The organism is Aeromicrobium sp. Leaf350 (genome assembly GCF_916858655.1).
In the GTDB taxonomy this organism is placed as follows: Bacteria; Actinomycetota; Actinomycetes; order Propionibacteriales; family Nocardioidaceae; genus Aeromicrobium.
The window spans coordinates 1062922-1077023 of the sequence record NZ_CAKASL010000001.1; the positions used below are offsets into that span (position 1 = coordinate 1062922).

Here is a 14102-nt window from a genome sequence, read left to right on the forward strand (position 1 = left end):
CCTTCAGGGGTGGTGCCGGGTGGGGGTGTCGAACAGCTCGCGGGCGACCGTCGCCTCGAGGGCGGCGACGTCCGACGGACGGGGGGGCGTGGAGCCCGGGAGGGCGGCAGCGGCGCTGCCGTGGAGCACGGCGCTGACCAGGGCCGCGGGCGCGTCGGCGCCGAGGGAGTCGGCCAGGAGGTAGCCGGCCAGCGCGGAGTCGCCGGCACCGACGGTGCTGAGCGGGCGGATGCGCGGCGACGGTGCGAACCAGGTCCCGGCCGCGGTGGCCAGCACGGCGCCGGCTCCTCCGAGCGTGAGGAGCACGGTGGCCGGTCCGCGCTCGGTCCGCAGGGCCTGCGCGAGCTCGCCCGCGAGCCGCGGATCGGACTCGACCTCGTCGGCGTCGCCGCCCACGAGGTCGACGAGCTCCTGCGCGTTAGGCTTGACCAGGTCGGGCGCCGCGGACGGATCGGCGAGTGTCGCAGTCAGCGGCTCGTCCGAGGTGTCGACCGCGACCCTCACGCCCAGCTCGCGCAGGGAGCGAGTCAGGTCGCGGTACCAGTGCGCGGGCACGCCGGGCGGCAGCGATCCGCAGAGCGCGACCCACGTGGCGCCGACCGACGTCGTCAGCACCGTGCGGGTGAACGTCTCGAGCTCGACTCCCACGAGCTCGGCACCGGGTGCGTTGAGCTTCGTCGTGGTGCCGTCGTCCTCGGCGAGGGTCAGGTTGACCCGCACCCGGGTGGACGTCGGCACGGCCACGTGGTGCAGGCCGGTCTCGCGGACCGCGGAGACGAAGGAGTCGTGGTCCCGTGCGGGGAACACCGCCGTGACGGGCTGCGCCGCGGCTGCGATCGCGCGGGCCACGTTGACGCCCTTGCCGCCCGGCTGGTCGACCGGCGCCGCCGTGCGCACGACGCCGCCGCGCTCCAGCGGGGAGCCGAGGGCGACGAGCCGGTCGATCGCGGGGTTCGCGGTGACGGTGACGATCATGCGAGGACCACCTCCACCCCGGCCTCGCGGATCCGCGAGACGGCCTCGGGGGACGCGGAGGAGTCGGTCACGAGCACGTCGACGTCGTCGAGGGCGGCGAAGGTCACGACGAAGTCGGTGTCGAGCTTGGTCGCGTCGGCGAGCACGACGGTCTGCCGGGCCGCGGCGACGATGGCGGTCTTGACTGCGGCCTCCGCGAAGTCCGCGGTCGTCAGTCCACGCTCGGGCGAGATGCCGTTCGCGCCGATGAAGGCGACGTCGACCCCGACCTGCCCGTAGGCGGCGACGGTGCCGGGACCGACGGCGGCTCCCGTCGCGTCACGGACGCGGCCGCCGAGCACGTTGAGGTCGACCGAGGTCGACCGGGCCAGCTGCGCCGCGGTGACGACCCCGTGGGTGATCGCGACGAGCGGCAGCTCGGCCGGCAGGTGGTCGACGAACGCCGCGGTCGAGGTGCCGGCGTCGATGATCATGCTGCCGCCGACGGAGGGCAGGAACGCCAGGGCCGCGACGGCGATGGCCGACTTCTGCTCGGCCTGACGACCCTCGCGCTCGACGAGACCGAGCTCGACGGCCTGTACGGACGTGCGGGCCACGGCCCCGCCGTGAACCTTCCGCGCGACGCCGTGGCGCTCCAGGGCGGCCAGGTCGCGACGGACGGTCTCGCCGGACACCCCGAACTCGGTGGCGACGTCGACGACGCTCACCCGGCCGTCGACCCGGAGCTTGCGCGCCAGGGCGGTCCGTCGTTCGGATGCGTACACGGTCGTGCCCTCGTCTCGTCGTCCCGATTCCGCCGGCCGGAGCCGTTGTGGAATCGTGTGGATTTATGTTGCTTTGTGTTGTTCTACGCGTTAACGTGACGTGACGTCAAGCACATCCGAGAAAAAACCTCGCGAGAGCGTCGTCCCGGTCACTGTCAGGAGTCAGATGAGCACCACCGGAACCCCCGTCGTCCCCGGCGTCGGAGCCGGACCCGTCGTCCGGCCCGGCGCCCGCGCCGAGGCCCCCGCCGACGAGCCGTTCACCGACGTCGAGAGCACCGTCGCCGCCTTCACCGCGGCGGCCGCCACGGTCGCCGAGCGGCTCACGGCGCGCGCCGCGCACGCCTCCGGCGCCGCCGCTGAGGTGCTGCAGGCCACCGCCGGCATGGCCGCCGACCGAGGCCTCGCGACCTTCGTCGGCAAGCAGGCGGACGGCGCCGGGCCGGCCACCGCGACGACGCGAGCCGTCGACGACCTCGCGGCGATGTTCACCGCGGCCGGCGGTCTCATGGCCGAGCGCGTGACCGACCTGCACGACGTGCGCGACCGCGTCGTCGCCGAGCTGCTCGGGGTCCCGGAGCCGGGCGTGCCCGTGCCGGACGTCCCGTCCGTGCTCTTCGCCGACGACCTCGCACCGGCCGACACCGCCGGGCTCGACCCCGAGCGGATCGTGGCGATCGCGATCCGCCTGGGCGGCACGACGAGCCACACCGCGATCATCGCCCGCCAGCTGGGCATCCCGTGCGTCGTGGGCGTGACCGACCTGCCTCTCGACGACGCTCCTGCCACCGCCCTGGTCGACGGAACCACGGGCGAGGTCGTGCTCGATCCGGACGACGCCGACGTCGAGGCGCGCCGCTCGGCCGACGCCGCCCGTCGTTCCGCCGGTGCGTCGTGGACCGGGCCCGGTGCCACGGCCGACGGCCACGCCGTGCAGGTCCTCGCCAACGTCCAGGACGGCCCGGGTGCCCGGCGAGCGGCCGAGCAGCCCATCGAGGGGTTCGGCCTCTATCGCACCGAGCTCAGCTTCCTCGATCGCGGCTCCGAGCCCACGGTCGACGAGCAGGTCGAGATCTACCGCTCCGTCTTCGACGCCGTGGGCCCTGGCCAGAAGGTCGTCGTGCGCACTCTCGACGCCGGCTCCGACAAGCCGCTGCAGTTCGCCGACATGGGCGACGAGCCGAACCCGGCCCTCGGCATCCGCGGCCTGCGCATCGCGACGGAGCGCCCCGAGCTCCTCGACCACCAGCTCGACGCCGTGGCCCAAGCCGCGCAGGGCAGCGAGGCCGAGGTGTGGGTCATGGCGCCGATGGTCGCGGTGACGTCCGAGGCCGCCGCGCTCGCCGAAAAGATCCATGCTCGTGGGCTCAGCGCCGGCGTCATGATCGAGACGCCGTCGGCCGCACTGCTCGCCGACCGGATCCTCGAGCACGTCGACTTCCTGTCGATCGGCACGAACGACCTCAGCCAGTACACGTTCGCGGCCGACCGCATGGCGCCGGCGCTCAGCCATCTCACCGACCCGTGGCAGCCGGCCCTGCTGATGCTGATCGAGCAGGTCGCCGCCGCCGGGCTGCGGGTCAGCAAGCCTGTCGGCGTCTGCGGCGAGGCCGCGGCGGACCCCCTGCTCGCGTGCGTGCTCGTGGGGCTCGGCGTCTCGTCGCTGTCCTGCGCCGCGACCGCGGTCCGCAGCGTCGGCGCCCAGGTCGGCGCGGTGACGTTCGCGCAGTGTCGCGAGGCCGCCCACGCCGCCCTCACGGCCGACGACCCCGAGTCCGCCCGCACCGCCGCCCGCGCCATCCTGACCGGCACGACCGCTGGTTGAGGTGCGAGTGCCGCCTGCGGCGCGAGCCTCGAAACCTCCGAAGTCGCAGAGCGCGAGTGATCGGGCTCTACCTTTGCTTCCCGATCACCCGCGCACGGCTGCGGTCAGCCGACCGCGTCACTCGGCGCGGGTGATCGGGAAGAGGATCGCCTCGCGGATGCCGATGCCCTGCAGGAGCATCACGAGGCGGTCGACGCCCAGGCCCACGCCGCCCGCGGGAGGCATGCCGAACTCCAGCGCGCGCAGGAAGTCCTCGTCGACGTCCATCGCCTCGGGGTCGCCCGCAGCAGCCAGACGCGCCTGCTCCTCGAGCCGCTCGCGCTGGATCACCGGGTCGTTGAGCTCGGTGTACGCGGGCGCCAGCTCGACGCCGTTGATGATGAGGTCCCACGCCTCCACCAGGCCGGCGGTGGAGCGGTGCTTCTTGGCCAACGGCCGCACCGACTCGGGATAGTCGCGCACGAAGGTCGGCTGGATCAGCGTGTGCTCGACGAGCTTCTCGTACAGCTCGAGCACGACCTGACCGGCGTCCCAGCCGGGCTGCAGCGCCACGCCGTGCTGCTCGGCGGCCGCGCGCAACGAGGTCTCCGAGGTCTCCACGTCGATCGTCTGGCCGACCGCGTCGCTCACGAGCTCGTGCACCGTGGCGTGACGCCACTCGGCCTCGAGGTCGATCGTCGACCCGTCCCGGGCCGGCACCACGGTGCGGCCGACCGCGCGCGCCGCGTTGACCACGAGGCTCCGCGTCAGCTCGGCCATCGAGTCGTAGTCGCCGTAGGCCTCGTACGCCTCCAGCATCATGAACTCGGGGTTGTGCGTGTTGTCGACGCCCTCGTTGCGGAACGTCTTGCCGATCTCGTAGACCCGGTCGATGCCGCCGACCAGCGAGCGCTTCAGGTGCAGCTCGAGGGCGATGCGCAGCAGCGCCGGCTCGTCGAACGCGTTGACGTGGGTCGAGAACGGACGCGCCGCCGCGCCGCCGTTGGTGTGCTGCAGGACCGGCGTCTCGACCTCGATGAACTCCCGGCCGTCGAGCGTCGCGCGCAGCGACTGCAGCACCTTCGCCTTGACCCGCACGTTGTCGCGGGCCTCCGGGCGCACGATCAGGTCGACGTAGCGCAGACGCGTGCGCGCCTCGTCGGAGAGCGGCTTGTGCTCGTTGGGCAGGGGTCGGAGCGTCTTGGCAGCGAGGTCCCAGGACGTGGCCGCGACGCTGAGCTCGCCGCGGCGGCTCGTGATGACCTCGCCCGTCACCGACAGGTGGTCGCCGATGTCGACGAGTCGCTTGAAGTCGGCGAGCGACTCCTCGCCCACCTCGGCGAGCGAGAGCATCGCCTGCAGCTCGGTGCCGTCGCCCTCGCGCAGGCGCGCGAAGCAGAGCTTGCCCGTGTTGCGCTGGAAGATCACGCGGCCCGTGACCGAGACGACCTGGCCGGAGTGGTGGTCCGGGCCGAGCGCCTCGGGGTCGAACTCGCCGACGACCTGGCGCAGCGTGTGGGTGCGCGGGACCGAGATCGGGTACGGCGCCCGACCGGCGGCCAGCAGCTCCTGGCGCTTCTCACGGCGGATCCGGAGCTGCTCGGGCAGATCGTCCTCGGGCTCGGACACAGGTACGTCGGTCACGCCCTCAGGGTAGTGGTGCGACCCGGCTCACCCCGGAGCCGCACCACCACGCTCAGCGCTTGGACTTCTGCGAGCCCGAGACCTTGATCCAGACGAGCAGCACGATGACGGCACCGATGACCGAGCCGATGATGCGCTCCTTCGAGCATGGGGGACGTGGGGCCGTGCGTGCTGCGAGCAGGAAAAAGGGCCCGGGCGGACCCGGACCCTCTCCTGTGGTTCTGGCCTACTTCTTGAAGGCGTCCTTCACGTTGCCGGCGGCGTCCTTGGCGTCCTCACCGGCGTTCTTGAGACTGCCCTTGGCCTGGTCGGCCTGGCCCTCGGCCTTGAGGTCGTCGTTGTCGGTGGCGTCCCCGACCTTCTCCTTGCCCTGACCAACCAGCTTCTCGGCGGAGTTCTTGGCCTTGTCGGCGATTCCCATGCGTCCTCCTGATCGATCACGGGCCGGCGGGTCCGACCCTCACCTCCACGGTAGGTCGGCGGTGGGCGCTCGCAAGTCGGCCGCCGAGGGCGGACCCGGCGGGTAGCGTCGTGCTCGATGAGCACCCCCCGTCTCGACCGGCGCCTCCTGTCGGCCATCACGATCGGCACCGTCGCCGTCGCCCTCGGGGTGGCCGCGACGGTCGGCGAGACACGCCTGACCTCGCACTCCCACGCGGCCGGCACGCCGACCCCCGCCCCCACCGTGCCGGACCTGCCCGTCCCGACGCCCGCGCTGACGACGACCCCGCCGAGCCCCTTCCTCGACCGCCAGGTGGTCGTCACCGGGCCGGACGGGGTGCTCCGCATCGGCGGGCACGTCATCGTCAACAAGACGTACGCACTGCCGGAGGCCTTCGGCCCGGGCGGTCTCGCTCCGGAGGTCGACCAGGCCTTCGCGGCGATGCAGGCCGACGCCGCGTCGACGGGCGTGGTGGACCTCCGCATCATCTCCGGCTATCGCAGCTTCGCGCGCCAGTCGCAGAACTACGCCCAGCGGGTCGCGTCCGTGGGCCAGGAGGTCGCCGACCGCGGCATGGCCCGCCCCGGCCACTCCGAGCACCAGACCGGGCTCGCGATCGACGTCAACCAGCTCTCGACGAGCTTCGGCCAGACCGAGGCCGGACGCTGGATCGCCGCCAACGCGCACCGCTTCGGCTTCATCGTCCGCTACCCCGACGGCAAGGAGGCCGCCACGGGCTTCAAGTACGAGCCCTGGCACCTGCGCTACCTCGGCGTCGAGTTCGCGACCGAGCTCACCGCCTCCGGGCTGACGATCGAGGAGTACTACGGCCTGACCTCGGCCTACTGACGACCCCCGCAGATCAGTCGTGACGCCTCAGTCGTGGTTGCGCTCGTGGACGAGGCGGAGGCCGGTCAGCGTGAGCCAGGGGTCGCGGTGCGTGATGGTCGTGCAGTGGTCGATCACGACGTCGGAGTACGCCCCGGTCGCGATGACGGCGACGTCGTCGGCGTCGGTCTCGAGCGCCGCGATCATCCGCTCCACGAGCCCGTCGACCAGGCCCGCGAAGCCGTAGACGGCACCGGACTGCACCGCCTCGACGGTGTTCTTGCCGATCACGCCGCGCGGCGCCGCCAGCTCGACGCTGCGTAGCTGCGCACCACGACGGGCGAGTGCCTCGAGCGACAGCTCGATCGCCGGGGCGATGGCACCGCCGACGTAGCGGTTGGACTCGTCGACGACGTCGAAGATCGTCGCGGTGCCGTTCATGTCGACGACGATGGCCGGGCCGCCGTAGAGCTCGGCCGCGGCGAGCGCGTTGACGATGCGGTCGGCGCCGACCTCACGCGGATTGTCGGTGTGGATCGGGATGCCGGTCTTGACCCCGGGCCCCACCACCGAGACCGGCAGGTCGCCGTAGTGGCGGTCGAGCATCGCGCGCAGCTCGACCTGGATCGACGGGACGGTGCAGCACATCGCGACCGCCTCGACGTCGGCCAGTCCGGCGGAGCGGACGAACCCGAGCGCCAGCAGGTGCCACTCGTCGGCGGTGCGGCGGGCGTCGGACGACACCGTCCAGTGGTTGACGAGCTTCTCCCCGTCGAAGACCCCGATGACCGACTGGCTGTTGCCGATGTCGAGGGTCAGGAGGGTCACGCGCGGCTCGCGACCAGCGGGTTGTCGCGGACGTCGCTGCCGAGGGTCACGTCGCCGCGGATCAGGCCCGTGCCGGGCAGCGCCTCGGCCGGGTCGGAGCCCGTGCCGATGATGCGGTTGCCGGCGTCGACGAACACGACGTTCGGCTGGAACGCGCGCGCCTCGGCGTCCTCCATCTGGCCGTAGGCGATCAGGATCACCAGGTCGCCGGGCTGCACGATGCGGGCGGCAGCGCCGTTGATGCCGATCACGCCCGAGCCGCGCTCGCCCTCGATCACGTAGGTGACCAGGCGTGCACCGTTGTCGATGTCGACGATGTGGACCTGCTCACCGGGGATCAGGTTGGCGGCGTCGAGCAGGTCGGCGTCGACCGTGACCGAGCCGACGTAGTGCAGGTCGGCCTGCGTCACGGTGGCGCGGTGGATCTTGGAGGTCATCAGGGTGCGGAGCATGGTCAGCTTCCTTCCGGGGCGTGCCCCAGGGCGTCGGGCCCGAGGGTGAGAGCGCGGTTGTCGAGGAGTCGGGGCTTGCCGACACGGGCGGCGATCAGCAGGCGTGCTGCGCCGGGAACGGCCTGGCCCAGGTCGGGCGAGGTGACGGCGACGTAGTCGGGGACGACGCCGAAGTCGGTGAGGCGGGCCAGCGCTGCGGCGCGCACGGCCTCGGGGCCGTCGCTGCCGGCGGCGACACCTGCGTCGAGGGCCTGCGAGAGGGCCACGGCGCGCACCCGCTCGTCGGCCGTCAGGTAGCGGTTGCGCGAGCTCATCGCCAGGCCGTCGGCCTCGCGCACGGTCGGGCAGCCGACGACCTCGACGTCCAGGCACAGCGCGTCGGCCATGAGCCGGATCAGTGCGAGCTGCTGGTAGTCCTTCTCGCCGAAGACCGCGACGTCGGGACGCACCAGGCCGAACAGCTTCGCGACGACCGTGAGCACGCCGCGGAAGTGGGTGGGTCGCTGCTCGCCCTCGAGGATGCTGCCGAGCGGACCGGGGTCGACGGTGACCTGGTCGACGAGGCCCGCGGGGTACATCGTGGCGACCTCGGGCGCGAAGACGACGTCGACGCCGGCCTCCTCGCAGCGCTGGAGGTCGTCGTCCCACGTGCGGGGGTACTCGCCGAAGTCCTCGCCCGCCGCGAACTGCGTCGGGTTCACGAAGATCGAGGCCACGAGGGTCTCGGCCAGCGGACGCGCGTGCTTCATGAGCTGTACGTGACCGTCGTGGAGGGCGCCCATCGTCGGGACGAGGGCGATCGTCCCCTCGAGCGCCCGCAGCTCGGCCGCGGTGCGGACGACGCGCGGCGTCATCGCTCGGCTCCCTCGGAGAGCGAGTCGCGGAGCGAGGCGGCGGCGTGCTCGTCGATGCGGGCGTCGCGGAGGGCGCGCTCGATCGTGGCCGCCGAGAGAGCGGTGTACGTGGCGGCGATCTCGCCACCGTCGTCCACGGCCGTGTGGATCGCGTCGAGGTGGGCCTCGACGGTGCGAGCGTCGCCACGGGCGACCGGACCGGTCAGAGCGGCGTCGCCATAGGCGAGCGTGTTGGTGACGGAGGCGCGCAGCAACGGCTCGAGCACGGCCGACGGGTCGGCGACGCCGATCGAGCGCAGCAGGTCCATCGCCTGGTTCACGACCGTGACCACGTGGTTGGCGCCGTGCGCCAGGGCCGCGTGGTAGACGACGCGGTCGGCCTCGTCGACCCACACGGGGGTGCCCCCGACGGCCAGGGCGAGCGCCTCGACCTCGGGGCGGTCCTCGTCGGCGGCCGTGAGGCCCATGACGCACGTGCGGTCGAGGTCGACGTCGCTGCCGGTGAACGTCATGGCGGGGTGGAAGGCGACCGTGCGGGCTCCGCGGTCCGCCAGGGAGGCGAGGACCGCGCGGCCGTGACGACCACTCGTGTGCAGGACCAGCTGGCCTTCGTGCACGTGAGGGGCGAGCTCGGCGGCGAGCTGCTCGAGCGAGTCGTCGGGCACGGCCAGCAGCACCAGGTCGGAGCGTCGCACGACCTCGGCGGGATCGAGCACGGGCACGCCGTGCAGCAACGTGCGGGCGCGGAGGAGCGACGCCTCGGAACGGGCGCTGACGGCGACGACATCGTGGCCGGCGGCACGCAGGCGTGCGCCGAGCACAGCGCCGACCCTGCCGGCGCCGACGATGCCCACACGGGCTCGCGACATGGTTGGTGCCTTTCGTTCCAGTCCCCGTTCGGGGTACCAGACAACTGACACGGTCAGTCTACGTCGGCCGCCGCACGGCGTCCCCGTGACCCCGGTCACCCGTGCCCCGGTGGTTGCGGGCCGTCCGACGGCTCGGGCGGTTACCGTCGAACCATGGAGCGTGAACCGACACCCCTGGACCGTGTGGCCGAGGACTGGCTGGAGACGCTGCTCGAGCTGCAGCCCGAGTGGCACGTCGAGCTGGGTCGCCCGGGCCGAGAGGGCGAGTACGCCGACCACTCCCCCGACGGGCACGCCGCGCTCGCCGACGCGGCCCGGTCGACGCTGCAGACGGTCGCGGCGACCGACGCCGTGGACGAGGTCGACCGCGTCACGCGCCTCGAGCTCGAGCGCACCCTGGGGCTCGCGATCGAGCAGTTCGAGTCGGGCGAGTGGCGACGCGACCTCAACGTCATCGCGTCGCCGGCCCAGGGTCTGCGCGAGATCTTCGACCTCGTGCCGACCGAGACCGCAGAGGACTGGAGCCACGTCGCCCGTCGCCTGCGCAACGTCCCGGCGGCCGTCGACGGCTACGTCGCGTCGCTGACCGACGGCATCGACCACGACCAGACCCCGGCGATCCGCCAGGTCCGCGAGGTCCTCGAGCAGGTGCGCGAGCTCGCGGGGCCGGAGTCGTTCTTCGCGACCCTGGCCGGCCAGGGGCCCGACGCCCAGCGCGACGACCTGTCCGCCGCCGCGGCGGACGCCGCTGCCGCCTACGCCCGCCTCGGTGAGTTCCTCGCGCACACCCTGGCGCCCGCCGCCCGCGAGCAGGACGCCGTCGGGCGCGAGGCGTACGCCCTCGCCTCGCGGTCGTTCGTGGGTCTGGAGGTCGACCTCGACGAGACCTACGCCTGGGGCGTCGAGGAGCTGCACCGGATGGTCGAGGAGCAGGAGCAGGTCGCGCGCGAGATCGTGCCCGGCGGGTCGATCGCCGACGCCATCGCGGCGCTGGACGCCGACCCGACGCGGACTCTGCACGGCACGGACGCCCTCCAGGCCTGGATGCAGGAGACCAGCGACGCCGCGCTCACGGCCCTCGACGGCACGCACTTCGACATCGCCGAGCCGCTGCACCGCCTGGAGTGCCGCATCGCGCCGACCCAGAACGGCGGCATCTACTACACGCCGCCGAGCGAGGACTTCGCCCGCGCCGGCCGGATGTGGTGGAGCGTGCCGCCCGGCGTGACGGAGTTCGGCACCTGGCGGGAGCGCACGACGGTCTACCACGAGGGCGTGCCCGGCCATCACCTCCAGTGCGGCGTCGCGGTGGCCGCCGCCGCCACGCTGAACGGGTGGCGCCGCATCAGCTGGAACTCGGGCCACGGCGAGGGCTGGGCGCTGTACGCCGAGCGCCTCATGGCCGACCTCGGCTTCCTCGACGACCCGGGCGACCGGCTCGGGATGCTCGACGCCCAGCGTCAGCGCGCCGCCCGCGTGGTCGTCGACATCGGCGTGCACCTGGGCCTGCCGAAGCCCGACGGCTCGGGCCCGTGGCGCGGCGACGACGTGCTGCCCTTCATGCGTCAGCACATGCACATGGACGAGGGCTTCGTGCAGTTCGAGTCCAACCGCTACCTCGGCTGGGCGGGGCAGGCGCCCTCGTACAAGATCGGCGAGCGCGAGTGGACCCGCCTGCGCGACGACTGGGTGCGGGTCAACGGGTCCGACCTGAGGCGCTTCCACGCCGACGCCCTCGCGCTCGGCGGCGTCGGCCTCGGCACGCTCCGCCACACGCTCCTCAGCTGAGGCCCTCCCGCGGATTCCCACGAGACCGTCGGAAACTTCGTGGGTTCACCCAGGAAGCCCGCATAGAGCGCATGAAGCTTGGTGCGCTCGATGCGTGATTCGAGCGGTCTCGTGGGAAACCGGGACCTCAGGTGGGGCTGGGGGTGGCCTTCGAGCGGGAGCCGTCGTCGTCCTCGTCCTCGTCGTCGTCCGTGGGGAGCCGGCAGGCACGCTCCATGAGGAGGCCCGCCAGCATCAGCAGGGCCGCGGCGACCGCGGCGCCGCCGCCGTGCAGCACACGGTCCCGACCGTTCGTGGTCTCCCACAGGTCGACGTACGCGAGCGCGAAGCCCGCGTAGCCGCCCAGGAAGAGGGCACCCACGCGGGACGACGCGTGGGCGAGGGCGAGGTGGAACAGCGCGCGGTCGGCGTTGACCCGTTGGTGGTCGCGATGGACCGACTTCCAGGTCGACCACGCCACGACACCGACGATGCCGGCCGCGATGGCCAGCAGGGTCGCCGGACCCCAGGAGAGCAGCGGCACGTCGCCGCCGAGGCGCCGCACCAGCACCGGGAGCCCGGCACCGAGCAGCAGCCCGGCGCTGACCACGACGGCCAGCAGCCGGATCGAGGTGGGTCGGACTGACCTCATGCCACGGCTCTCACGTCAGGGCTCTCAGAGGAGGATCTCGAGGTCCTCGCGCTTGACGACGCCGCTGGTGTCGACCCCGCCGATCAGGTCGGCGACAAAGCCCTGGCCGGGGATCTGGCCCTCCGGGTCGACCTCCAGCCACGGCACCAGCACGAAGCCGCGCTCGTGGGCGCGCGGGTGCGGGAGCTGCAGCGACTCGTCGTCGGCCACGCGGTCGCCGACGACGATGACGTCGACGTCGAGCGTGCGCGGGGCGTTCGGCTCGCTGCGCTCGCGACCGAAGGCGTCCTCGATGGCCAGCGCGCGGTCGAGCAGCGTGTGGACCGTGAGGGTCGTGTCGATCAGGACGACCGCGTTGAGGAACTTCTCGGAGCCGGCGGGGGCCTCGAAGGGCTCGGTCTCGTAGACCGAGGAGATCGCGACGACCTGCACCTCGGGGGTGTCCTCGAGCGCCGAGACGGCGCCCTGCAAGCGCGCGTGGCGGTCGCCCAGGTTCGAGCCGATCGCGATGACGGCCTGGCGGATGGGACGCATCCCGCCGGTCATGGTGTCGGCGTCCAGCACGTAGGGGGTGGGCGATTCGGTCACTGTCTGCTCCGCTCGATCGTGACGGCCACGTCGGTGAACGTGGGCGTGATGGGCGCGTTCGGCTTGTGCACCGTGACGCTCGCCCACTGCACGCGGGCGTCCGTCAGACACAAGTCCACCATACGCAGCGCCAGCGACTCAATGAGGTCCACAGGAGGACCCACGAGCACCGCGTGGATGCTGTCGGCGAGCTCTCCGTAGTGGACCGTCTCGGCCAGGTCGTCGGTGCGTCCGGCCGTCGTCAGGTCCAGCCCGAGCACGACGTCGACGACGAACTCCTGGCCGTCGCGGCGCTCGTGGTCGAACACGCCGTGGTGGCCGAAGCCGCGCAGTCCGGTCAGCTCGATGCGGTCCAGGCCCTCGGGGATCGCCATCACTCCTCCTCGGTCGGCTCGGCGTCGAAGTCGATGATCGGCGAGGCGTGGCGGGTGTGGAACTGCCAGCGCCCCTGCCGCAGCACCAGGATGCTGGTGCTCGTGACCTTGCCGCCGGCGAAGCTGTCAGGGCTCTCCAGCCCGTGCCCGGACAGGATGTTCTCGGTGCAGGTCACGATCGCCACCGCACCGTCGGACGTGTAGGCGGCCTGCACGTCGGTCAGGAAGAACTGCAGGTAGCCGGCCTGCGCCATGAGCATGGTCCAGGACCGCAGGATGCCCGACGTGCCGCGCACGGGCGTGGTGCCCGGGTGGGCGCAGGAGGTGTCGGGGCGGTCGATCCACAGCGCCGCCATCAGGTCGACGTCACCGGCCTCGATCGCCTCGTAGAAGCTGCGGTGCACGGCCAGCACGTCACCGCTCATGGGGACGATCCTGCCAGGCGTGCCACGACCCGCACCGCATCGGCCGAGGGGCGGGCCTCGTGCACCCGCACGGCCCAGGCGCCGGCGCGGGCGGCCAGGGTCGAGAGCGCCGCCGTGGCGTCGTCGCGCCGGTCGGCCGGACGCAGGTCGTCGCCCTCGGCCAGCAGCTCGCCGAGGAAGCGCTTGCGGCTCGCCGCGACCAGCACCGGGTGCCCCAGCGCGGCGAAGGCCTCCAGCTCGGCCAGGACCGTCCAGTTCTGCTCGCCCGTCTTGGAGAAGCCGAGCCCGGGATCGACCACGATCCGGTCGGCGCGCACGCCCGCCTCGAGGGCGGCGTCGACCTGCCCCCGCAGCTCGGTCAGCACGTCACGGACCACGTCGTCGTAGTGCGTGTGGTCTCCGTGCTGCATCGCGGCGGAGTGCGCGCGCCAGTGCATCACGACGAACGGTGCACCGACCTCGGCGACCACCCGGAGCATGTCGGGGTCGGCGCGGCCCCCGGACACGTCGTTGACCAGGGCGGCCCCCGCCTCCCACGCGGCCGCCGCCACCGAGGACCGCATCGTGTCGACCGAGACGGCCACGCCGTCGGCCACGAGGTCCCGGACCACCGGCACGACCCGCTCGAGCTCGGTCGCCTCGTCGACGCGGAGCGCGCCCGGTCGCGTCGACTCCCCGCCGACGTCGACCACGTCGGCGCCGTCGGCCACGAGCTGGCGCCCGCGCGCCACAGCGGCGTCCGCGTCGAGCCAGAGCCCGCCGTCGGAGAAGGAGTCGGGGGTGACGTTGACGACCCCCATCACGAGGGTGTGCGGGGCAGGCGGGTGACCGGCGAT

16 protein-coding genes are annotated in these 14102 nt (G+C 72.8%); 3 read left to right on the forward strand and 13 right to left on the reverse strand.

All coding sequences use genetic code 11. The features are described from left to right. Positions 1–3 precede the first annotated feature (3 nt). Positions 4–975 (reverse strand): 1-phosphofructokinase family hexose kinase, encoded by a 972-nt coding sequence (locus LO931_RS05430; protein ID WP_229052264.1) that lies wholly within the window; start codon positions 973–975, stop codon positions 4–6. Then, a complete protein-coding gene (locus tag LO931_RS05435) occupies positions 972–1739 on the reverse strand; it encodes a DeoR/GlpR family DNA-binding transcription regulator (RefSeq protein WP_229052265.1) in 768 nt (255 codons plus the stop codon). The genes LO931_RS05430 and LO931_RS05435 overlap by 4 nt, the downstream gene beginning before the upstream one ends. Positions 1740–1905: 166 nt before the next feature. On the opposite strand from LO931_RS05435, the gene LO931_RS05440 reads away from it, so the two are divergent. Continuing rightward, a complete protein-coding gene (locus LO931_RS05440) occupies positions 1906–3564 on the forward strand; it encodes a putative PEP-binding protein (protein WP_229052266.1) in 1659 nt (552 codons plus the stop codon). Positions 3565–3681: 117 nt separating this feature from the next. On the opposite strand, the gene lysS is transcribed toward LO931_RS05440, so the two are convergent. Further along, positions 3682–5187 (reverse strand): lysine--tRNA ligase, encoded by a 1506-nt coding sequence (gene lysS, locus LO931_RS05445; RefSeq protein WP_229052267.1) that lies wholly within the window; start codon positions 5185–5187, stop codon positions 3682–3684. A 226-nt stretch (positions 5188–5413) separates the two neighbouring features. Next, entirely contained in the window at positions 5414–5608 is a 195-nt protein-coding gene (locus LO931_RS05450) for a CsbD family protein (RefSeq protein ID WP_229052268.1), read from the reverse strand. Positions 5609–5725: 117 nt separating this feature from the next. Between LO931_RS05450 and LO931_RS05455 the strand changes: the two genes are divergently transcribed. Next, on the forward strand, positions 5726–6478 hold the full coding sequence (locus tag LO931_RS05455; protein ID WP_229052269.1) for a D-alanyl-D-alanine carboxypeptidase family protein: 753 nt from the start codon (positions 5726–5728) through the stop codon (positions 6476–6478). Between the two features lie 27 nt (positions 6479–6505). Here the strand turns inward: LO931_RS05455 and LO931_RS05460 are convergent, their stop codons facing one another. The 4 genes from LO931_RS05460 to LO931_RS05475 are packed head-to-tail and all read right to left on the reverse strand — an operon-like array spanning position 6506 to position 9694. Further along, on the reverse strand, positions 6506–7285 hold the full coding sequence (locus tag LO931_RS05460) for a type III pantothenate kinase (protein WP_229052270.1): 780 nt from the start codon (positions 7283–7285) through the stop codon (positions 6506–6508). Next, a complete protein-coding gene (gene panD / locus LO931_RS05465; RefSeq protein ID WP_229052271.1) occupies positions 7282–7737 on the reverse strand; it encodes an aspartate 1-decarboxylase in 456 nt (151 codons plus the stop codon). The genes LO931_RS05460 and panD overlap by 4 nt, the downstream gene beginning before the upstream one ends. A gap of 2 nt (positions 7738–7739) precedes the next feature. Beyond that, complete coding sequence (panC, locus tag LO931_RS05470; RefSeq protein WP_229052272.1) at positions 7740–8591, reverse strand: pantoate--beta-alanine ligase; 852 nt, start codon at positions 8589–8591, stop codon at positions 7740–7742. Continuing rightward, positions 8588–9694 carry a Rossmann-like and DUF2520 domain-containing protein gene (locus LO931_RS05475; protein ID WP_370636065.1) on the reverse strand — a complete coding sequence of 369 codons (1107 nt, stop codon included), beginning with the start codon at positions 9692–9694 and terminating at the stop codon, positions 8588–8590. Before LO931_RS05475 ends, panC begins: the two co-directional genes overlap by 4 nt. Here LO931_RS05475 and LO931_RS05480 point away from each other — a divergent pair. Further along, a complete protein-coding gene (locus tag LO931_RS05480) occupies positions 9614–11248 on the forward strand; it encodes a DUF885 domain-containing protein (protein ID WP_229052274.1) in 1635 nt (544 codons plus the stop codon). The two genes, LO931_RS05475 and LO931_RS05480, sit on opposite strands and share 81 nt — an antisense overlap. A gap of 127 nt (positions 11249–11375) precedes the next feature. On the opposite strand, the gene LO931_RS05485 is transcribed toward LO931_RS05480, so the two are convergent. The 5 genes from LO931_RS05485 to folP are packed head-to-tail and all read right to left on the reverse strand — an operon-like array spanning position 11376 to position 14066. Continuing rightward, entirely contained in the window at positions 11376–11879 is a 504-nt protein-coding gene (locus tag LO931_RS05485; protein ID WP_229052275.1) for a DUF3180 domain-containing protein, read from the reverse strand. 24 nt (positions 11880–11903) lie between these two features. Next, positions 11904–12467: a 2-amino-4-hydroxy-6-hydroxymethyldihydropteridine diphosphokinase gene (folK, locus tag LO931_RS05490; protein WP_229052276.1), complete on the reverse strand. Its 564-nt coding sequence runs from the start codon at positions 12465–12467 to the stop codon at positions 11904–11906. Further along, complete coding sequence (folB, locus tag LO931_RS05495) at positions 12464–12841, reverse strand: dihydroneopterin aldolase (protein ID WP_229052277.1); 378 nt, start codon at positions 12839–12841, stop codon at positions 12464–12466. The genes folK and folB overlap by 4 nt, the downstream gene beginning before the upstream one ends. Further along, entirely contained in the window at positions 12841–13266 is a 426-nt protein-coding gene (locus LO931_RS05500) for a nuclear transport factor 2 family protein (RefSeq protein ID WP_229052278.1), read from the reverse strand. The genes folB and LO931_RS05500 overlap by 1 nt, the downstream gene beginning before the upstream one ends. After that, entirely contained in the window at positions 13263–14066 is an 804-nt protein-coding gene (folP, locus tag LO931_RS05505; protein ID WP_229053089.1) for a dihydropteroate synthase, read from the reverse strand. Before folP ends, LO931_RS05500 begins: the two co-directional genes overlap by 4 nt. Positions 14067–14102 lie beyond the last annotated feature (36 nt).

Excerpts from the sequence above, each read along its gene's own strand:
- LO931_RS05450 (WP_229052268.1), bottom strand. The coding sequence starts at position 5,608 with ATGGGAATCGCCGACAAGGCCAAGAACTCCGCCGAGAAGCTGGTTGGT.
- LO931_RS05440 (WP_229052266.1), top strand. The coding sequence starts at position 1,906 with ATGAGCACCACCGGAACCCCCGTCGTCCCCGGCGTCGGAGCCGGACCC.
- LO931_RS05455 (WP_229052269.1), top strand. The coding sequence starts at position 5,726 with ATGAGCACCCCCCGTCTCGACCGGCGCCTCCTGTCGGCCATCACGATC.
- LO931_RS05485 (WP_229052275.1), bottom strand. The coding sequence starts at position 11,879 with ATGAGGTCAGTCCGACCCACCTCGATCCGGCTGCTGGCCGTCGTGGTC.
- folB (WP_229052277.1), bottom strand. The coding sequence starts at position 12,841 with ATGGCGATCCCCGAGGGCCTGGACCGCATCGAGCTGACCGGACTGCGC.
- LO931_RS05430 (WP_229052264.1), bottom strand. The coding sequence starts at position 975 with ATGATCGTCACCGTCACCGCGAACCCCGCGATCGACCGGCTCGTCGCC.
- panD (WP_229052271.1), bottom strand. The coding sequence starts at position 7,737 with ATGCTCCGCACCCTGATGACCTCCAAGATCCACCGCGCCACCGTGACG.
- folP (WP_229053089.1), bottom strand. The coding sequence starts at position 14,066 with ATGGGGGTCGTCAACGTCACCCCCGACTCCTTCTCCGACGGCGGGCTC.
- LO931_RS05500 (WP_229052278.1), bottom strand. The coding sequence starts at position 13,266 with ATGAGCGGTGACGTGCTGGCCGTGCACCGCAGCTTCTACGAGGCGATC.
- LO931_RS05480 (WP_229052274.1), top strand. The coding sequence starts at position 9,614 with ATGGAGCGTGAACCGACACCCCTGGACCGTGTGGCCGAGGACTGGCTG.
- panC (WP_229052272.1), bottom strand. The coding sequence starts at position 8,591 with ATGACGCCGCGCGTCGTCCGCACCGCGGCCGAGCTGCGGGCGCTCGAG.